The sequence below is a fragment of the Halalkalibacter sp. HAAS-P014 genome (assembly GCF_056619965.1).
Map to the genome: position 1 here is coordinate 169,780 of NZ_JBWQTV010000010.1, position 19,615 is coordinate 189,394.

The 19,615-nt window shown below is 39.7% G+C and carries 17 protein-coding genes; 5 read left to right on the plus strand and 12 right to left on the minus strand.

Features of this window, described 5'->3' with window-relative positions; genetic code table 11:
* Nucleotides 1-11 precede the first annotated feature (11 nt).
* Nucleotides 12-869, minus strand: coding sequence for a DUF4352 domain-containing protein (locus AC1FXZ_RS08375; RefSeq protein WP_480052504.1), 858 nt, complete (start codon nucleotides 867-869; stop codon nucleotides 12-14).
* A gap of 192 nt (nucleotides 870-1,061) precedes the next feature.
* Nucleotides 1,062-1,679, minus strand: a complete 618-nt coding sequence (locus AC1FXZ_RS08380; protein WP_480052506.1) for a thermonuclease family protein — start codon at nucleotides 1,677-1,679, stop codon at nucleotides 1,062-1,064.
* A gap of 200 nt (nucleotides 1,680-1,879) precedes the next feature.
* Between AC1FXZ_RS08380 and AC1FXZ_RS08385 the strand changes: the two genes are divergently transcribed.
* Both AC1FXZ_RS08385 and AC1FXZ_RS08390 read left to right on the plus strand, forming a co-directional pair.
* Nucleotides 1,880-3,268 (plus strand): hypothetical protein, encoded by a 1,389-nt coding sequence (locus tag AC1FXZ_RS08385; RefSeq protein WP_480052508.1) that lies wholly within the window; start codon nucleotides 1,880-1,882, stop codon nucleotides 3,266-3,268.
* A 205-nt stretch (nucleotides 3,269-3,473) separates the two neighbouring features.
* Nucleotides 3,474-4,010: a CueP family metal-binding protein gene (locus tag AC1FXZ_RS08390; RefSeq protein WP_480052510.1), complete on the plus strand. Its 537-nt coding sequence runs from the start codon at nucleotides 3,474-3,476 to the stop codon at nucleotides 4,008-4,010.
* A 160-nt stretch (nucleotides 4,011-4,170) separates the two neighbouring features.
* On the opposite strand, the gene AC1FXZ_RS08395 is transcribed toward AC1FXZ_RS08390, so the two are convergent.
* Nucleotides 4,171-4,752, minus strand: coding sequence for a hypothetical protein (locus tag AC1FXZ_RS08395; RefSeq protein ID WP_480052512.1), 582 nt, complete (start codon nucleotides 4,750-4,752; stop codon nucleotides 4,171-4,173).
* Nucleotides 4,753-5,197: 445 nt separating this feature from the next.
* Here AC1FXZ_RS08395 and AC1FXZ_RS08400 point away from each other — a divergent pair, with 445 nt between their 5' ends.
* Both AC1FXZ_RS08400 and AC1FXZ_RS08405 read left to right on the plus strand, forming a co-directional pair.
* Nucleotides 5,198-5,452: a hypothetical protein gene (locus tag AC1FXZ_RS08400; RefSeq protein ID WP_480052514.1), complete on the plus strand. Its 255-nt coding sequence runs from the start codon at nucleotides 5,198-5,200 to the stop codon at nucleotides 5,450-5,452.
* Between the two features lie 167 nt (nucleotides 5,453-5,619).
* Complete coding sequence (locus tag AC1FXZ_RS08405; RefSeq protein ID WP_480052516.1) at nucleotides 5,620-5,949, plus strand: hypothetical protein; 330 nt, start codon at nucleotides 5,620-5,622, stop codon at nucleotides 5,947-5,949.
* A 66-nt stretch (nucleotides 5,950-6,015) separates the two neighbouring features.
* On the opposite strand, the gene AC1FXZ_RS08410 is transcribed toward AC1FXZ_RS08405, so the two are convergent.
* The gene (locus AC1FXZ_RS08410) at nucleotides 6,016-6,957 is read right to left on the minus strand and encodes an ATP-binding protein (RefSeq protein ID WP_480052588.1); all 942 of its coding nucleotides are present in this window, start codon (nucleotides 6,955-6,957) and stop codon (nucleotides 6,016-6,018) included.
* 6 nt (nucleotides 6,958-6,963) lie between these two features.
* Entirely contained in the window at nucleotides 6,964-7,143 is a 180-nt protein-coding gene (locus AC1FXZ_RS08415) for a hypothetical protein (RefSeq protein WP_480052518.1), read from the minus strand.
* Between the two features lie 227 nt (nucleotides 7,144-7,370).
* Between AC1FXZ_RS08415 and AC1FXZ_RS08420 the strand changes: the two genes are divergently transcribed.
* Nucleotides 7,371-8,864 carry a bifunctional metallophosphatase/5'-nucleotidase gene (locus tag AC1FXZ_RS08420; protein ID WP_480052520.1) on the plus strand — a complete coding sequence of 498 codons (1,494 nt, stop codon included), beginning with the start codon at nucleotides 7,371-7,373 and terminating at the stop codon, nucleotides 8,862-8,864.
* A 106-nt stretch (nucleotides 8,865-8,970) separates the two neighbouring features.
* On the opposite strand, the gene AC1FXZ_RS08425 is transcribed toward AC1FXZ_RS08420, so the two are convergent.
* The 7 genes from AC1FXZ_RS08425 to AC1FXZ_RS08455 all read right to left on the minus strand — a co-directional run bounded on the left by AC1FXZ_RS08425 (nucleotide 8,971) and on the right by AC1FXZ_RS08455 (nucleotide 19,290).
* Entirely contained in the window at nucleotides 8,971-10,242 is a 1,272-nt protein-coding gene (locus AC1FXZ_RS08425) for a TRAP transporter large permease (RefSeq protein WP_480052522.1), read from the minus strand.
* The gene (locus AC1FXZ_RS08430) at nucleotides 10,220-10,759 is read right to left on the minus strand and encodes a TRAP transporter small permease (protein WP_480052524.1); all 540 of its coding nucleotides are present in this window, start codon (nucleotides 10,757-10,759) and stop codon (nucleotides 10,220-10,222) included. Before AC1FXZ_RS08430 ends, AC1FXZ_RS08425 begins: the two co-directional genes overlap by 23 nt.
* A 67-nt stretch (nucleotides 10,760-10,826) precedes the next feature.
* The gene (locus AC1FXZ_RS08435; RefSeq protein WP_480052526.1) at nucleotides 10,827-11,873 is read right to left on the minus strand and encodes a TRAP transporter substrate-binding protein; all 1,047 of its coding nucleotides are present in this window, start codon (nucleotides 11,871-11,873) and stop codon (nucleotides 10,827-10,829) included.
* Entirely contained in the window at nucleotides 11,870-13,198 is a 1,329-nt protein-coding gene (locus tag AC1FXZ_RS08440) for an allantoate amidohydrolase (protein WP_480052528.1), read from the minus strand. Before AC1FXZ_RS08440 ends, AC1FXZ_RS08435 begins: the two co-directional genes overlap by 4 nt.
* Nucleotides 13,199-13,330: 132 nt before the next feature.
* Entirely contained in the window at nucleotides 13,331-15,103 is a 1,773-nt protein-coding gene (locus AC1FXZ_RS08445) for a helix-turn-helix domain-containing protein (protein ID WP_480052530.1), read from the minus strand.
* A 290-nt stretch (nucleotides 15,104-15,393) separates the two neighbouring features.
* Nucleotides 15,394-16,872, minus strand: a complete 1,479-nt coding sequence (locus AC1FXZ_RS08450) for a GGDEF domain-containing protein (RefSeq protein ID WP_480052532.1) — start codon at nucleotides 16,870-16,872, stop codon at nucleotides 15,394-15,396.
* 42 nt (nucleotides 16,873-16,914) lie between these two features.
* Entirely contained in the window at nucleotides 16,915-19,290 is a 2,376-nt protein-coding gene (locus AC1FXZ_RS08455; RefSeq protein WP_480052534.1) for a bifunctional diguanylate cyclase/phosphodiesterase, read from the minus strand.
* Nucleotides 19,291-19,615: the final 325 nt, after the last annotated feature.

Here is a 19,615-nt window from a genome sequence, read left to right on the forward strand (position 1 = left end):
GCTCGTTTATATTACCAACTAATCGTAAATACAAATTCATCAATCGTAACATCCCAGTCATCTGAGGAACCATCTAAATAAAGTGACAGTTCATTCTCTGTTTCAAAATCAATTGCTGGGAATGCAAGAATTCCTTCAGAAACAACCCCTGAACGGATATCTGATTGTAATTCAGGGTAATCAGCTTCCCAATTATAATCAGTTTCATATTGTGTTCCACTTTGAATTAATTTTGCACTATGTTTCCAGAAATTAATCGTTGAATCTGAATCATTTTCGATTGCTAGATAGACACGTGTATCCTTCTCACCAAACTCTATCTTTTCCACATTAATTTTATAACCATTTTGATTTTGTTCTTCCTCCACAGCCACTTCATGAAGCGTTGGAGACACAGCACCGATGTAATCAGTTAGTTCATATGTTTCAGCCTCAATAAGAGGAACAGTTAGTTCTGCACCGAATAAATTCTCTCCTTTAAATTCATCTTTTACGATACCTGTTAGGACAATAAAGTCATCTTCAGATACGTCAAAATCAGGATCGTCAATACCAACGATAGTGTTATGGTCATTGTTTTCTATATCAGCCCAAACTTGTAGGTATGTACCATCCGGATCTCTCTCTACGGTGAACACTTTCCCTACATATTCTACATACGCTCCTTTAAAATCTTTCGGACTGCTTAACATTTGCGCAAACTCTTGAGAACTAAGAGGCTCTGCACCCTCAGCTTCTTCTGTTGCTACTTCATCTACTCGATCTTCCTCATTTGAACTAGGTTCTTCACTTGTAGTTGCTTCTCCCCCACAAGCTGCTACTAACAATGAAACGATAACGAATAATACTAGTAATAAATACCTTTTCATACGATCCCCTCGTTTTCTATTTTTTACCAACATAGTATACCATACGAACCTATTTTTAATTATTCCTTTTTGCACAAAAAAATCGACAAAAGCGTTACATTTAATGTTATTACGTAAATCATTCTCTATTAAACTGCAAAAAGAGCATGACAAAAGCCATACTCATTTGTTAATATAACGACCACTTTTTCTTTATCTCCTCTTGTCTACCACGCTCATATCAAACCCTCTATCTGTTACATACCCTTCAATTGAATGAATATGTAAGCGTCCATCTCTTGCCTTTTCCTCTACTTCCTTATAACGATCAACATACTTGTACTCATCAAACAAATAAGCGATTCTGGCTAAGCCAGTTGCCAAAAGAGCCTCCTGCACATTCATGCCGTCTACAGTGAACACATGCCCAAGCAGACGGTCAAAGTTATCAAAGCTTGCGTTCTCATCTATTTCAATTACGACATAGTCTCCATCTAATACCTGTTCCACAAACTCCGTACTTTCTGCTCCATACAGCTGCTCATCAGGCCCCATTTCAGGCGTATCAACGGCAAGAAAACGCACTCGTACAGTTGGACCAACTTCAGCAAGCCCCTCTATAATTTCAGGTTCACTTACATAGTCCAAGTTCAAGTCCGAAATCACAATCGTATCGCCGTCAACAACCCGATCTAAAGAAGCCAGGATCCACTCACCTTCCAAGAACACCGCATCGTCAGCTATGATCGAGTTCGGAACTGACGACTCTGGCGCCTGGCATGCACCACCAACAAACACAAACATCAAAACCAACAGCCAGTTAATCTTCATTTCTCAACTTCCTTTCTAAGTGGGGGTCAGTCCCCTCAGCACTTCTTCACCGTACCAAAGTGGGGTCTGACCCCTCAGCACTTCTTCACCGTACCAAAGTGGGGTCTGACCCCTCAGCACTTCTTCACCGTACGAACGTAATGACCGACTCCATTATACCGCTCGAATGTGGTATACTTTTAAAAAAAGGAGGTCTTTTTATGCAACCGACTGAATGGATTTTAAGCCATAACAAGGAACAAGTTACATTACTAGCAGAGAAGTTGACCCTTTTTCAACAATGCAAAATCATTGAATGTACAGGTTCCAATGACCTTCGCTACGTACTATTTTTCTATAAAGATCACTTTCTAACTGCCCAGCCAGTTGTCTCTTATGATGAATCATCGTTTCTAGCCCATGCCGAAAAACATGGAATTCACCTTTACGCGCCAAATCCACTTTTCTCCCGATTACTAGTTCCATCCACTTCGATTAAAATCATGCCGATCCAATCTCTTCTTTCTAACATAAAAAAACACTACTCTACAGAAGAAACAGCGTTAATCTACTCCTATTTTGATGCCTATATACCTGCTTCCGAATTAGATAATCTTTTGAGAGGCTTCTTTTACACATATCGTCGTAATGGAAAATTAAAAGCAGCTTACCACCTTGCTCAAATTCTACTAGCTAGAGGATATGAACAGGACTGGCTGTTAAGCCTGATCAAACATCCAGATTACTCTCAGGCTGCTAAAGTATATCAAGTATCTCTTACAGACCTTCACACCACCTATCCGATCTACGCTGAACAAAAGTGTTTTAGCGACTTATCTGCTCACAACAACTTATTAACGACCCTTTACACACAACAAACTCGTGTGATCGACACGTTAATTCTTCATACAAGCAAATGGCTAACTCACCCTAGTTTGCGTACCTACCCTACATTTGTACAAATGTTAGAAGCTCATCTAAAGACAGACGATCTTTTATCCTATCTCTCATCTCTTCTGCCAAACGTCCCAACCAGCTCTGGTCTTCATCTTGATCTCTATCGCCGATTAATCGTGAAAAGGAACTACGAAACAGCCGTACAGTTGCTGTTTTCATACTCATTTCCACTCCATGCCGAAGACAGAGGCAACCTGACAACAGTCTTACAACAGCTATCGCCATCGAAATTCGATCTTTCCTTAGAGATATTTTCCGAGCGTCTGTTATCGTTTGCCCAATCGAATCCAAAAACAGTTGAACACGTACTTCACGCCACTCTCCCTCAGCTTTTACAACAACATAGTTTGATTCAAATAAATGAGTGGCTGCAACAACTCAAGCCTCAGACTGAATGGCCTATTGTCAAAAAAATTCAAGATATGACCCTTCTCATCGAGGATCCTGATCGTCAGCTTGAACTCGGTCTTTCTTATTTTAAATTACATCAATATGAAAAAGCGATTGAATGCTTCAACTGGGAAATGGAAATGAACCCTGAGAACATCGAACCTATCAAATGGCTCGCTAAGACGCACCAAAAATTGGGCCAAACAACAGAAGCCGAAACGTATCAACATCTTCTTACACAACTACAACGGCGAACTTCATAGTCAAATTCCAAGCTAATTTGACGAACATTTTATCTTTTCCACTCAAGTAATTCGTCCCAAATCACTCTAGACACACAAGCTATAGTATGTCATCAATTTGACATACATAGATGTAGATATTGTGAACACCTATACCCAAATAAACGGATTGGAGTTACACTATGTAATAGAGTATTGGGACAAAGAGTGGGAGGTAAATACAACAATGAAACGAAAAGTCTTTGCGAGTATTGGAGTTATTTCCGTAGCTCTTGTAGTATTTTTTCTTTTAGCAACCGGCAATACTAATGCTCCAACCGATCAAGAAGCACAGGACATTAAAGAATTAGTCCATGATTATAGCGTAGGAAATATTAGCAACCAAACTGCTTCAATCACAGGTCTGGAACTCATTGTGACCGACAGCGATGATACGAAGGTAACGTATGATTTACCTGTAGATGAATTTTTTGTTTCTATCGCACCATATGTCGATCAAACCCATCCTTGAACATTCCATAACTTGACAGGTTGTCAAGGAGAGCTGGTAGAAGAAGAGTTTGACTTATATATTGAAGATATGGAAGGCAATGTAATACTGGACGAATCCGTAACATCCCTTCCTAATGGATTTATCGATTTATGGCTACCACGAGATCAAACGTACCTCGTTACGATTGCGCATAATGGAAAAACTGTCGAATCAGAGTTATCTACTTTTGATGACGACGCTACTTGTATTACAACTATGCAGTTGTTGTAGCACAAAGAGGTTTTCTCATTAGGATCTGTCCCTCAACTAGGAGACAGATCCTTTTTGCTTCCAAAAATGTAACTTTCCTCCTCCACTCTAATAAAAAAGCAACTTATCCACTTCAAAATTGGTTAAGTTGCTCCTCGGTACAGTCAGTATTGCTTTTTCTTCAATTTTTTCCAGCTTGTTTGGCTTCTCCTTGCTGTCTTTTAGCTTCCGCTTTTTGGTTTCTTTTCTGTCCCTTTTGTGCCTCTTGTTGCTTTTTTCCAGCCTTTTCCCATGCTTCTTTTTGTTTTTTAGCCGCTTCCCGTTTTTTCTCTTCCGCTATTTGCAACCCTTTTCCACGATTTCCCGGATGAGCACTCGCATTACTCCGTTCATCTTTGCTTTCTAGAGTTTCCTCAGCTTCCTCAGCTTCCTCAGCTTCCTCAGTTTCCTCAACTTCTACTTCTTCTTGTTTCTCAATTTCCTTTACCTGTTCTACGCCTTCTTCAACAATTTCTTCTTCTTCTGCAACAGTTGCAACCGCCAAAACTGTCTTAGATTGCTCAAGTTCATCTGCTTCATCTTCTATTATAGGTTGCGTCTCGCTTTTTGGCTCCATTACTTCAGTCACTTTCGTTATTTCCTCACTAGAAGTGCTAGCCAAAATTTCTGTCGATTCTGTTACTGGCTCCCCCGCAAATGCTAGTCCTGTCACGAAAATAATAACTAGACCCACACCAAGAAAACATGCTACAAGCTTTGCCATTAAAACTCCCTCCTTATCCTCAAAAAGCAGACTGAATTCCTCAGCTTCCCTTTGAATGTTATTACAACCTTCAAAATCAAATTTCTTCTCGTTCTGAAACGATCTATACTGCCTCAAAACAACTATACTTCATCATAGAAACAGAGCATATAGACGATTTTTCCTGTTATCTTATCCAACTAAGCTCTTATTCTCCTAAATGCTTACTTGTAAATGACTTTCTTCACGTTCTGGCCATAGGTCGCAGGACTAGTAATCGTTGAATCTAAGACAAACCATCAAAAAATGAAAGAAACTCAGAAAGTTTAGGAGAGATATCGCAAACGTTGTAAAAATCTATAAGAGAAATGTAGAAGTCGTGGATTTACTATACTTCTCGCAAAAAAATAATACACTGATATCACAATTAAATAATTCAACAAAAACATTTAGGAGGTTTTTTATTATGAAAAAGTTATTTCTTTTGTCAGCTACAGCTATTCTTTCACTAGGTGTTCTTGCAGCTTGTGGAGACGATGCTGAGGATCCAACGTTAAATGAAGACGCAGAGATTGAAACAGAAACAGAAGGGATTGAAGATCCATTTGATTCTCAAGAAGACGAAACTGGTCTTGATGCAGAACCTGAACTAGACGGAGCAGAGGACGATGCCATTGAATTTGATGTAGACGAACCTGTTGAAGATGAAATACAAGAGTAAGACTATAATGGCAAAATAATGAGGACTACTGTTTCCACCTCTTTAAAGGTTCCTACACGATAGAGAGGTGTTTATATAGATCTCACTCAACATGTTTGAGTTATCTTTATCCGGGTATCATTAGATTACGAGCGCTCCTAATCAATTCAACAAAAGGAAGGATTGTAATGGAACAAAATGAACGTAATCACTCCAGCAATACTGGATATGAAAGTGGATCTAACAAACGAAGTAGAAAACCTTGGTACAATAAAGGCTGGATTTGGTTACTAGTTGTGACAATCGGGGTCAGCGTTTTGTTTTATGCTTTATCTGGGTTAACTGATGAAGTAGCAGATGTAAATGACTCGCTCCAGGAACAAACAGAAGCAATGGAAGATCAAACAGAAGCGATAGAACATCAAACACAAGTGTTCGATTCAATGAAAGAAGGACTAAATGACCTCGTTGTCGTGATTAAAGATGCACTCAATACTATGACCGATTCAGATCGTTAAACAAGTAACAAAACAGGAGTTGGCAAAATAATGCCGACTCCTGTTTCATTGAATCTAACGTTGCGCCTACACAACCAACGGTAATGTCACCACAACCTTCGTTCCATCGTTGAAATTCTCAAAGCTGATTCTCCCTTTATGCTCTTCGATAATTCGCTGAGAAATAGACAGCCCTAAACCAGTTCCTTCCTCTTTCGTTGAAAAGAATGGTTCTCCTAACCGTCCGATAATGGAGACAGGAATTCCTGGTCCGTTATCGATAATTTCAAGGACAACCTGATGTTTTTTGTCAACTTTCACATCGATTATTACTTTCCCATCTTGAGTGCCAGCAGCTTCAATCGCATTTTTTACTAGATTGATAAGAACTTGTTTCATTTGTGATTTATCTACATGTACGATTGCTATCGGTTCTTTGAATGACAGTGACACCTCTACGTTATGTAGGGTTGCTTCATTTTTCATAAATTCAGCTGTTTCACTCACAAGCTCATTTATATTATAAAAGTCTCTCTTAGGAGCCGTAGGCTGAGTTGCCATTAAAAAGTCATTAATTAACTCATTCATTCGATCCATTTCACTTAAGACAATATCCCTAAAGTGATTGTCCTTTTGATCTTCAAACAAAAACTGAACAAAGCCTCTTACGGACTGCATCGGATTACGCAGCTCATGGGCTAGACCTGCAGATAATTGCCCTAGCAATGATAATTTTTCGAGCCTCATCAGCTTATCATCAAATTCTTCATAACTTGATTGCTGAGCATTTTCTAAGATGACAGAAACAACATGCGATAACCGTACAATTGTTTCGATTTCTTTTTGTGTAAAAGCATAAGGTTCCGGGTCAATTGCGCAAACGGTTCCATAAAACTTCCCGTTTGAAAGATAGACAGGCATCCCTAAATAGGATCCTATTCGCGCGTCATAAATAGCATCAAGCACACTCGTTCTATCGTCATTCTTTGTATCATTTATAATTAACGGTTCACGACCGTCACAAGGAATTAAACTTCATATGGCATGATCTTTCGGCAATTCTATTCCCTCGTCCAATAAACAGCCATCTTGATTAAACACCTTTATCACTTTAAACGTTTCTTCAATATGACTAACGAAAAGCGTCCTTGCACCGATCGCTTGGCTTGAAAACCATAGCATATCATCCAATGCTTGTTCATACCGATTTGACATACCCTCACCCCCTTATAGCCAAAATCAATAAGTCGCCAATTCGTACCTATTACTTGCTAGCTCCTCTTTATTATAATTTATTGATCTTTCTCGCGACCAGCTATTCTTACCTGTATTAGAGAATTCCCAACTAAAGTTGTAGGATCATTAAACTGAGTTAAGGCGCAAACCCAAATACATATTTCAGCAGTAACTGGAAAAAATACATGTCACATTGGAGGTTGCTTATGTATCTTACGAAGAAAAAAACTTGGTTAGCATCAGCCCTAGCTATGTTCACTTTTTTGTTTGCTACAGTTGGTCTACATGTGTTTGCAAGCGAAGACGAAACAGTTTCGCTTACGATTTTGCATACGAACGATATCCATGCTTCGATTGATGATTTAGGAAAAGCAGCTGCGTACATTGAAAGTATACGCGCAGAATCTGAACATACTCTTTACGTCAATGCTGGTGATTTTTTCAGTGGAAACCCTGTTGTTGACTTGCAACACGGGAAGCCGATTGTCGAGCTGATGAATGAGATGAAGCTTGATGCAACGGTAATTGGCAATCATGAGTTTGATTACGGCCAGAAGCACTTAGCTTCTCGCATTGATGAATCAAATTTCCCTTGGTTAAGTGCCAACACAAAAGTCGTCCAGGACATTCCAGTTAAACAGCCTGAACCTTACTGTATTTTTGAGTTTGACGGTATAAAGGTTGGTGTGATAGCTCTAACACAAAGCCCTCCGGCTTCAGCACCAGCTAGTGTTGACGGCCTTGAGTTTTCTGATTATGTCGGAACCGCCACTGAATACATTTATGTAGCTGAGGAAGTCGATATCCTGATCGCACTTACCCACATCGGGTACGGAGATGATCGCCAGTTAGCTGAGGAAGTGGACTTTTTTGACTTAATTATTGGTGGGCATACCCATACTGTACTTGATAAACCAGTTGTTGTAAATGGAACGCCCATCGCACAAGCCGGCAGTAATGGACGCTATGTTGGCAACGTCACGATTGAATTTAACAAGACAACTGACAAAGTGAATGTGACTGGTTTTTTACAAGATGTTACGGAATTAACGGAAGTCGATGATCAAATCCAAACCAAAATTAATCAGTATAATTCTGAGATGGACGAGCTCTTAAGTGAAGTGATTGCATACACGAACACAGGCCTTAATCGTGATGCTCGTTTTGAAATGGACGTTTCAATCGGAAACTTTTGGACAGATTCAATGGTAAATCTATTTGATGCTGATGCGGCCTTTATAAATAACGGTGGAATTCGCGCCAGCATTGAACAAGGAGAAATGACACCAAGAGATATTTACACAATCGAACCTTTTGCAAATGAGGTCGTCGAAATACACATGACCGGTGAGGCAATCAAAGAGGTCATCGAATACTCGTATAAAAGGCAAAATAAAATTGACCTACAAGTTGCAGGCCTTACCTATAAAGTGATTACAGACAAAGAGGGCTACCTGAACTCGTTAGAAGTATTTGAAGCGAACGGACAACCGATTGATTTAGAAAAAATTTATGTGGTAGCGACATCCGATTTCCTAGCATCTGGTGGAAATGGCTACAATTTGGATGGTGAACTCGTTCAAGGAAACGCTGGTTACATGACAAATGCGATGATTACGTACGCTAGAGAACTAGGAATAGTCGATTACGAACCAACGGAAGGTCGAATTACAGTAGACGTAGAAGAAACTCTCAATTAATAAGTGAAAAAAGCTCCCCCAAGGTAAACAGATTTTTATTTTTTAATCTGTCTACCTTTAGGGGAGCATATCAGACAAGGACAGCTTTTTTCTGTTACACGAGCTCTTAATTAAAGAACTCTGGTAACCACAACGTAAAGAATGGAATATATGCAACTAGGATAATGACAATAATTCCTGCAATGAAGTACGGCAGAATATCTTTAATCGTCTTCTCTATGCCTATTTTTGCAATGAAACATGAGATAAATAGTGTTGCGCCCACTGGTGGCGTGAACATCCCTAGCGCAAGGCTGATTAACATCACGATCGCAAACTGGATTGGATCCATACCGATTTCAGTAGCAATCGGGAAGAAAATTGGAATAAATAAAAATAAGTTTGGAACAAGCTCCATGATCATTCCAGCTACTAACATGATGGCAATCATCACTAAAAGAAGCGCCCAAGCTGGTAGTCCAAAACCGTGTAGCGTATCTGAAATTAACGCTGGAATTCCTTCTGAGATTAACACCCATGTAAAGATCATTGATGTACAAACGGTGACCATAACAACACTTGTCCCATGAACGGTTTCCTTAAGGGAAAGCATAATATTTTTAAAATTTAACGTGCGATATACAAACAACCCTACAAGCAACGCATAAATAACAGAAAGTGCTGCTGCCTCGGTCGCTGTAGCAATTCCTAAAACAATAGAACCGATTAGGATAATTGGCAGTAGCATCGCCCACGACGCTTTACGAAGATTTGTGAGAAACTCTCCTAACGTTGGTTTCGTTTCTCGTGGATACCCTCTTTTTATCGCAATTAAGACCGTCGTAATTAAATAAACAATTCCAATTAACAAACCTGGTAAAATACCAGCGATAAACATTTGTGCGATTGATAAATTCGATAGCCACGCAATGATGATCATTGTACTACTCGGTGGAATGATGATCCCAACAACAGAACTAGATGCATTGATCGCGGCAGCAAACGAAGCCTTATAGCCTTTTCGCTTCATTTCTGGAATTAAGACACTTCCCGTTGAAGCAGCATCGGCAACTGAAGAACCTGAAACACCGGCCATCCCCATACTCGTAACAACCGATACACATCCTAAGCCACCTGGAAGCTGACGAACCATGGAATCAGCGACGCTTATAATCTTTTGTGCAATTTTTCCGTGGATCATTAAGTTTCCGGCAAGGATAAAAAACGGAATCGCTAAGAATGCGAAGGACTGCGTGTTTGAAAAGAAGCGTTGGGCAACCATTTCAAGTGGAATTCCAGCAACCATAATATACATAAGAGCAGATGCTCCCATCGCAAAGGCAATTGGAACGCCAAATACAATTAATGCGAAAAAACTAAGAATCATTACCCAAATCATGCATGATGTCCTCCTCTCTTGGTGGCTCTAACCGTTTTAAAATAATTAACACAATTTGATAGACTAAAATAATAACAATAAGGGCAAAGGATACGGTCAGTGAATAAAACAGCCATACTCTTGATATACGCAATACCGGCATTACTTGGTTGGCAACGGACTGCGCTAGGTTGTAGCTTGATAGCATCATATAAAAAGAAAAATACAGCATGACAACCTTTGATAATAAAAACGCCCATCTTTGCATCGCAACCGGCAGCTTTTCGCGAAACACATTAATGGATAAATGCCCTTCATTTTTGGTAACAGATATCGCTGCGATAAAAATGACCCATGGAAATAGCAGCATCGTCAACTCATTCGAAAAGGCCATCGGTAAGCTGAAAAAGTAACGACTCACAACCTCAGCAAAGACAACGAGCGTTAAAAGTGCCATCATAATACTAGCTACTACATCAATTACATCAATAAATCGGTCAACCACAACAGAGATGACGTTCCTTTTCCCATGTTCCATAAAATGTTCCCTCCTTTAAGCAAGAATGAGGCCCCGATGAGGCCTCATCTAACAAAGCTATATAAAATTACTGACGGTACTCCTCTAGGAAGTTTTGCATATCAGCGATAATTTCAGCACCCATGACATCTTCCACTTCTGTATATACAGATTGAACTGCTTCTTGGAATGGAACTAAATCAGGATAAGTCACTTCTACAAATTCTTCCTCTGCTCTTTCAAGATTTACTTCTTCATCTTGTGCAACTACTGCACGTGAAGCTTCTTTTGCTTTTTGTGAACCTTCTAATACGACTTGTTGCAAATCTTCATCAAGACTGTCAAACACATCTTGGTTAATGATTAGGTAGCAGTAGTAGTACGTGTGGTTCGTAATTGTTAAGTAATCTTGAACTTCATGCATATTTTGATCAAAAATATTTCCTAATGGGTTGAATTGAGCGTCAATAACCCCTTGTGAAAGACCACTATAAATTTCTGTATAAGCCATTGTTGAAACTGATGAACCGAGTGCGTTAAACGTTTCGATTAAACTTACATCGTTCGGAGATCTCATTTTGATTCCTTCTAAATCTTCTGGTACGTTAATCGGACGTACGCTATTTGTAATTTGCGTAAAGCCAAGCTCTGTATCTGCTAACGCTTTAAAGGCATGTTCCTCACTTAAGTCCAATAACTTTTGCCCAACAGGCCCGTCTAAAATCGCATGCGCTTCTTCAAAGCCTTCCGTTAAGAACGGAAGAGATAACGCAGCATATTCAGGAATAACATTAGCTAGCTCATTCGAACCAGGAATCGCAAGCTCAAGCGCACCGACTTGAACAGCATCGATCATCTCAGGTGATGTTGCATACGTTTCATTCGGGAAAAATTCAATTTGAATACGACCATCTGAATGCTCCTCAACGTATTCTTTGAACGCGATCGCTGCTTCCCCTTTTGAATCTCCTTCTAGCCCAGAGTTCCAGCCAAGCTTCCACTCATAAACCTCTTGACCGTCTCCAGCTGCTGGAGCATCTGCTCCTGCCTCTTCACTTCCACTATCACTGCCGCAGCCTGCAAGAGCTGTCATCGCAGCAATTGCCATAACGCCTACCCATTTAAATTTTTTCATGATTGTTCGCCCCCATTATTTTCACATAATTTCTCTATAAATTTTTTCAATACATGTATCGTTTCGACACAATCTCCAAGCGTTGACCATTCTTTCGGATTATGGCTAATTCCGTCTTTGCTTTGTGTAAAAAGCATCGCCATTGGCACATGACGGCCCACTACCATCGCATCGTGCCCAGCTCCACTAGGTAAATAATAAGGATTTACATTTAGGGCACTTTGCGCAGCATCTGCCGCCATCTTTTGCATTTTTTCTCCTACAGCGACAGGCTTTACGTTCAGTGTTTCCTCAATTTCAATGGTAGCACCATATTTCGCAGCAATTTTTTCAGCTGAATCGATCACAAGACGAACCACTTCCTCCTTCGTCTCGAAATGAATATCACGAATGTCCACAGTCAATCGCACTTCACCCGGAATGACGTTGACGCCATTTGGCAGCACTTCGACTTTTCCAACTGTTGCGACTGCAGAGGAACTAACTTTTGGAGGAAAGTCCTTTACACCAGCAATAAATTCACTTGCTGCAATTAGTGCATCTTTGCGATCGTTCATTGGTGTATTCCCAGCATGACCGGCTTCCCCTTTAAAAGAAATGCGCAGCCATGATGGACCAGCAATTCCTGTCACAACTCCAGTTGATAACTCTTCTTTTTCAAGACGCTTTCCTTGTTCAATATGGACCTCAACAAAAGCAGCAATCTCAGCTAAATCTCTCTTCGCTTCACCAAAGCCTGCTACTGTCAACCCATCACGTCCGACCACTTCTTCAAAGGAATCACCATTAAAATCTTTTAACTGCTTTAAGTCTTCTAGGTTGAGTTCGCCAACCATTGCCTGACTTCCAAGCAGCCCCCCATTAAAGCGAGCACCTTCCTCATCGGTAAAAATAACAACTTCAAACGGCTTGTCCGGTTGATAGTTAGAATCATCCCAAGCAGATGCAACTTCAAGCGCCGCGATCACACCGAGTGGCCCGTCAAAATGTCCACCTGTTGGTACACTATCAACATGGGAACCTGATAAGACTGCAGGTTGATCATATTTTCCTTCAAGGCGACCAAACACATTCCCAGCGCCATCTTCTTTTACTGTGAGCCCTGCCTCCTTCATCCACGTTTTGACTAATTCTTTCGCTGCACGCTCTTCTTTAGAGAAGGCAATCCGGTTGCATCCCCCTTCAACCGTACGTCCGATCTCAGAAAGCTTCGCTAATCTCTTTGCAACACGTTTTCCATTTATCCCAGCGCGATCGAGTGTTTCATCATAACCATCTAGTAATTTCAACAGGAAGTCATCTTGAACTTTCGCTTGCTGTGACATCCAACTCCCCCTCCCGATACTTTTTTAGTATATTTAATGTTATTGAAATTATAAGATAATTCTATCAACTTTGTAATGTACGGAAAGCACAAACAAAACTGTAGGTTTTTGTCGAATTCGGACAATGGAAAATTATTGAACATGTAAGTATTCATAGATGGACAGGCCCAATTGCAACTCAAAAGCTTTTTTACCGTCTAACGAATCCAGATCTAACATTTGTTTAATCGTTAACAAGCGATACTTAATTGTATTGGTATGCACATATAATTCTTTTGCGCTGCGAGCCATATTTTGATTGCATTCTAAATACACTTGTAACGTCTTAATAAGGTCCGTCTCATTTTCCCTGTCGTAGGCAATGATGAGCCCAAGTGTATCATCGACAAAGTCTTTTAATTCATCGATTTCCGTTTTTAAAAACAAGCGTTGAATCCCGAGCTGTTGATAGGAAAGGACCGTATCGCTTACTTGAGTTGTCTGCAAATAATCAATGCATTTTCTTGCATCTCGGTACGAAATCCTAACATCATCTAATTCCTCTACCAAACGACCAATCCCAATCAAAAGATCAAGGCCAATGCTCACTTTAGCTCGCTTTTTAATGATTTCAAACACTTTTCGGATCTGCTCATAAAATCGCGAATCCCCCTCTGTCACAACAAACATAAATGTTATTTCCATGTTCTTATCAAGCGTTAATGTCTTCACATTACTAGTTGAAATTTCTCGATAAATAAGGCGAAGTAGATGATGCTTCTTTTCAGACATGCTTTTTAACGACACCATCGGATCTTTGATTTCCAATTGCGCGATAATGTATTGGTGATTTTCACCTTCAAGCAAGTTAACCTTGGATAGTTGCTGCATCGAAAGTTGGCTCTTTTGATTATGTAAAAGCTGCTCCAACATATAACCTGAATACTTCAAGTCTTCAAAGCTTGTTCGCTCGCGTCGGTTCATTTCAAGAGCAAAAATGACACTCGCTTGTTCAATCGCAAATCGGTCAAGTGGGTCAAAATCAGCATCTTCATCCAAAAAGACGGCCAATAGTCCAATCGTATAGTCACCGGACTTTATTGGGAAAAAATAAGCATCCTTTTTCTTTTGATCGATCTCTATGCTTCGATTCATCACCTTATCTGGATGAATCGGATCATCAACTAAATTATCAAGTTGTGAGGCCATTTGCTCTGCTGCTTTTCTCGCTTGCATTGACGATGACTCCAAAACATCATAAAATTCGTTATATAGAGCAACCTTGCAACTGACAAGATCAGCCAAGGCCTTTGTCATTTCACTGAGTCCACCTTGTGCTAATGACACCTTCGACAATTCTTCATGGACTTTCTGTATTCGCTCATTCCGTGAAAACAACATCGCATTTTCAACGGCAATCGAAGCTTGAACCCCAAATGTTTCGAGCAGCTTTAAATCATGCTCATTAAACTCGTAATTTTTATCGAAAATATCTATCGTCAACACGCCAATACACTCCCCCTTTAAAATGAGGGGGACACAAAGTGTGCTGACAGGATATTGAAGGTCACCGAGAGATTTCCCATATAACTCTCTTGTCTTTGGACTAATATCTTTCATTCCTTCAATCGTATCTTCCTTTGAATGAAAGATCCGACCTTTTCCCGACAAAAATGTTTTTCCACTCATCCCTTCACCTGGTTCTAGTAAAATATGCTTCAAATACTCCATATTAAAGCCAACTCCAGCTTTTGGGTACAGCTTATTAAGCTTTGGATCATATAAAAATAATACGCTTGCATTCGAGCCCTCGATGACATTCAACACCTCTTTAATCAACTGATGCAGCACTTTATCTAAATCAAGGGTTGATGTTAAGACCCTAACTGAATTGATGAGACTCATTAGTTTTTTCTCTGTATTCATGCTCTTCCTCCTATATGATGCCTTTACGTTTCTCCGGCACTAGGCATCATTTTACCACATAGTGCTTACATTTTATTCTATTTCTAGTTTTGACGATTTTATTAAAATCAAAAGAGAAGGGGTGTCTCAAAAGGTTTAGTTTTTAACCTTTTGAGACACCCCCGAAGCAATGAGCTAAGCCGTCGCAATCTTTTAAGTCAGTTATAAGTGGGCTTCTTATAAATGGCGCGCGACGAGCATGCCATTGCCTTTAATGCAAAAGGTTTGGTTCTTAACCTTTTGAGACACCCTCACAACGAATTATCCCAAATACAAAATTGGTTTTTCCCCTTCGCTTTTGCTTCATACAAGGCAAGATCGGCTTTCTTAAAAAGTGTTACGTGGTCGTTTCCGTGCTCTGGCGCTAAGGCAGCACCTATGCTCACCGTCACATTCTTCCCATTTAAGTTATAGCGCTGCTTGCTAACTTCTTGAACGGCATCGATCATGCGCTGTGCAACCTTACCGACATCCTCTTTTGTTGCCTTTCGTATCACCATCGCAAATTCATCGCCCCCAAGTCGGGCGGCGATATCCTCTTTTCTGGCATTCGTCCGTAATACTTGCGCAATGCTTTTTAACAGTTCATCTCCCAAATCATGGCCATAGCTGTCATTTACTAATTTAAAGTTATCTAAATCAATCATGAGCAGCGCAGTTGACCCTTTCTTTTCTGCTAGTGTTGATTGGAGCAATTCATCAAAGGCAGCTCTGTTTCTAAGTCCTGTTAAGCTATCATGAAAAGCAAAATACATTGGCCTTGCCAGCCATCTTGATAGAAACACTGAGATTCCTATCGCAAAAGCAAGCACTACACTTAATTGAATAAAGAATGTCTGTCTATGTGATAATAGAACAGCCTCTAAGTTCTGTTCATTGTAAACCAGCTCAATTACTTTATGTTGTGTCGTTCCTTTATCGAATTCTGACTTATATGGAATATAGCGAAAGACGACAGGTTCCCCCTCCCACTCACTTCGTAGTTCTGTTACGGCTTTACTTGTGAGTGTTTGTTCAAACGCCTCTCGCCTTTCTTGTGTCAGTTTCGCTTCTTCAACCGGTTCCCCTAGCGAAAAGCCCCCAATGTTAAGTATATTGATTTCATTGATTTCCGAATACGTTTCGGCAAGTTCTTCTACCGTATGAAGAAAATTAAACTCCTCAAAGATCGGACCACCTTCCAGAGCATACCCTAATTGAATGATATAGGTTTTATCAAGAGTTGACATATAGCTATACTTTTTAATTTCTCCCGTATGCTGTTCGATGTCCATCCCGTCAGAATAAAACTCACCAGTAGCTCTTCTTTCTTCTAAAACATGCGCCAACTTCTGGCAACACGCCCAAAAATCAAGTCCAATATCTGCTTCAAAACTGCTGTGTGTAATCACTAAATCCTCATCAATGATGTAAATATCAAATTCCAATATCTCTTTCAACTCTTCGAAATCCCATTCGTCAAAGGAAGGCTGTTCATCATATAACTTTAACAAATGCGTAGAGCTTGACTCCATTTTCGCCGCTGTTTCTTCCTCAAATAAGAAATATGCTTTTTCTATCGTCCCTAACGAATACTCGACCATACTCTCGATCTGTTCAATTTGGAATTGTTGACTGTTAATCACTTGTTGTTTCAATCTCATATGATCGATAAGAGCAATAGTAAGTGAAATGACAATCGCAAAAGCAATCATAATAAGAGATAGTTTTAGTCTAAAGCGCGACTTCATTCTCTCACTCCTCTGCTGCATACTTACTCATATATAATGAAATTATCGGAAAGATTTCATCTCTTGTTCAATATTGTGAACTGTTTCAATCACATCTTCTGGTTTTACTGGCTTACTATAAAGATAGCCTTGAATTTTGTAACAGCCTTTCTCCTGTAAAAGCTTAGTTTGATCAACATTCTCGACACCCTCAGCAATGACATCCATCTGCAAATGGCGAGCCATCGATATGATCATTGAAACAATTGTGCCATTATTTTCTTGCCGAGTATCACAGTCTCGCACAAAGGAACGATCAATTTTCACAAGATCAAACGGCAAATGCTTTAAGTAGCTTAACGACGAATAACCAGTCCCAAAATCATCTACGGCAATGCTAACTCCTACTTTTTTTAGTTCATTTAAAATCCGAATTGAATGCTCAACATTAACCATTGCCATGCTTTCTGTTATTTCAACTTCCAAACAATTCGCAGGCAGCTCATACTCATGTAAAATCTGTTCAATGCGACTAACTAAATTGTCCTGATAAAATTGTCGAGTAGATAGATTCACAGAAACACTTAAGTTAATCAAGCCTTGATCATGCCATGCTTTCAATTGCTGGCATGCTGTTTTTATTACCCATTCACCGATTGGAACGATTAACCCACTTTTTTCTGCAATTGGAATGAATTCAGCTGGCGAGATAAGCCCCCTAGAAGGATGCTCCCAACGAATTAACGCTTCAAGTCCATAGACTTCACCCGTCTTTACATTGACTTGTGGTTGATACACTAAGAAAAACTCATCATTCGCTAAAGCCCGGTGAATATCACTTTCTAGTACCAATTGGTCTTGTATTTCATCCGACATACTAGGCTCATAGACTGCAATCAGACTTCCTGATTGTTCAGCCTGCAACATCGCAATATTGGCATGTTTCAACAACTCATCAATATTGCTGCCATGTTTAGGATAAACAGCAATCCCGATATTGACTGACACTTTTAAAAGTAAATCTTCTACTTGGATTGTCTCTTTTAATCGTTTTTGAATATCGTAACAAACCTGCTTGGCTTCTTCTTCCTTTTCAATTTCTAGCAAAAGTGCAAATTCGTCACCCGTCAGCCTAGCCAATTGAGCATTTTGGGGAATAGATTGACGAAGGAGAGTCGCAAATGACGTTAAGAGTTGATCGGCAAATGCATGTCCAAATGCCTCGTTAATGCTTTTGAAACGATCAACATCAATGAGTAGTACTGCTTTTCTTTGGAGTGGTTTGGTTTTTACACTCTCAAGCAAACTCTCTTTGAAGTAGCGCCTGTTTGGCAACTCAGTAAGTTCATCGTAATAAGCCATATATTCAATTTTTTCTTTATCCTGCTTTTGCTGGCTAATATCTCGAAAAACGATAATGGCCCCTTTTTTAAAACAACCTTCCTCATATGGAGCAATGCTATAGGAAACAGGAACCATACTTCCTTTCCACTTTATAAACCAATCCTCATCGACCCGGTAGCTTTTGCTTTCGAGTTTAGAGAGCTTCGTGAACTGTGAAATTGATGGTTGCTGAACGGTTTGAAAGAAATCCTTGCCTAGTAAATTTTCATTCTCCCATTGCAAAATTTGTTTTGCCTCTCGATTCGAAAAAGTTACCTTTCCGTCTCCATCAAGAACAATAATCCCTTCTCCCATATTGGACGTAACAGCATGAAGAAATGTCTCATTTTGCTTCAAATTTTCCTCAGCTTGCTTTTGAATAAAGAAAGGCTCTTCAACCGCCGTGTAATAAAGCGCTCTCAATAAAAAGTAAAACCCAAATATTTGAAAAATATGACCTAAGAAGTTCTCAAAACCGAATACACTTACATACGCAGTGAACATTACATCACTAAACACCATATAAACAGATGCGACCGTAATCGTTAAGTAAAACTCATTTTTTACTGCTTTCCTTTTGAGAATCACAAAAATAACCAGAGCCTGGATAACCAGTGCGACATATTGCAATCCGTTCTTCAAAGCCGTTGTACCGACACCTTCAATAACTAATTCAGGTAAAAGCTTCTCTGGCGCATAAACCGTGATAATCGACACGACCGCAAACAAAAGAGCAAGCCCATAAGCCCATTTTCGATTACGAAGCGATGTTTGCTTCTCATTCATCAACACAATCACAAGTAAGCCGATCGCAAGGCTCAACCTGCTAATCATGTAAAACCAAGTAGCCTGATATGGTGAGCTTTCAATAAAAAAGTAAGGCATTCCTTTATACGTAATCGTATGCACAATCTCCCAAATTGTTATAGAAAAGAAGATCGCGCCTAACCACAGTTGCTTCTTTGATAATGTATAAGGAAAAATAGCCCACGCCTGCAAAAATATCGTTGCACAAACGACAACAATAAAAAAGTGCATAATCAAATGGGTTGTCACGAAATTTTCTCCCAAGAACAATTTCAAAAAAGCATCGTGCATGAAAACTAGCAAAAGTATCATACAAATTTGTAATACAAAACTATATCGATACTTGTTAATAAAATGGTTTACTTCTCTCCCCTGTAACACCATTTCCCCCCCAATAACAAGATTTAACATCATCCCCCTCTATGTTACTAGTTCATTTTAACTAAAATCCACAGATTATACTACAACTTTTGACATATTTTTAAAACATTGTCATTATGTTCCCATCGGGGTCTGACCCCGCTTCACTGCACAACAGTGGTAAAGTGGGGTCTGACCCCGTTTCAAAACGTTT

Excerpts from the sequence above, each read along its gene's own strand:
- AC1FXZ_RS08425 (WP_480052522.1), bottom strand. The coding sequence starts at position 10,242 with ATGATTTGGGTAATGATTCTTAGTTTTTTCGCATTAATTGTATTTGGC.
- AC1FXZ_RS08420 (WP_480052520.1), top strand. The coding sequence starts at position 7,371 with ATGTATCTTACGAAGAAAAAAACTTGGTTAGCATCAGCCCTAGCTATG.
- AC1FXZ_RS08445 (WP_480052530.1), bottom strand. The coding sequence starts at position 15,103 with ATGAATACAGAGAAAAAACTAATGAGTCTCATCAATTCAGTTAGGGTC.
- AC1FXZ_RS08435 (WP_480052526.1), bottom strand. The coding sequence starts at position 11,873 with ATGAAAAAATTTAAATGGGTAGGCGTTATGGCAATTGCTGCGATGACA.
- AC1FXZ_RS08380 (WP_480052506.1), bottom strand. The coding sequence starts at position 1,679 with ATGAAGATTAACTGGCTGTTGGTTTTGATGTTTGTGTTTGTTGGTGGT.
- AC1FXZ_RS08450 (WP_480052532.1), bottom strand. The coding sequence starts at position 16,872 with ATGAAGTCGCGCTTTAGACTAAAACTATCTCTTATTATGATTGCTTTT.
- AC1FXZ_RS08415 (WP_480052518.1), bottom strand. The coding sequence starts at position 7,143 with ATGTCAAATCGGTATGAACAAGCATTGGATGATATGCTATGGTTTTCA.
- AC1FXZ_RS08400 (WP_480052514.1), top strand. The coding sequence starts at position 5,198 with ATGAAAAAGTTATTTCTTTTGTCAGCTACAGCTATTCTTTCACTAGGT.
- AC1FXZ_RS08405 (WP_480052516.1), top strand. The coding sequence starts at position 5,620 with ATGGAACAAAATGAACGTAATCACTCCAGCAATACTGGATATGAAAGT.
- AC1FXZ_RS08395 (WP_480052512.1), bottom strand. The coding sequence starts at position 4,752 with ATGGCAAAGCTTGTAGCATGTTTTCTTGGTGTGGGTCTAGTTATTATT.
- AC1FXZ_RS08375 (WP_480052504.1), bottom strand. The coding sequence starts at position 869 with ATGAAAAGGTATTTATTACTAGTATTATTCGTTATCGTTTCATTGTTA.
- AC1FXZ_RS08385 (WP_480052508.1), top strand. The coding sequence starts at position 1,880 with ATGCAACCGACTGAATGGATTTTAAGCCATAACAAGGAACAAGTTACA.
- AC1FXZ_RS08430 (WP_480052524.1), bottom strand. The coding sequence starts at position 10,759 with ATGGAACATGGGAAAAGGAACGTCATCTCTGTTGTGGTTGACCGATTT.
- AC1FXZ_RS08440 (WP_480052528.1), bottom strand. The coding sequence starts at position 13,198 with ATGTCACAGCAAGCGAAAGTTCAAGATGACTTCCTGTTGAAATTACTA.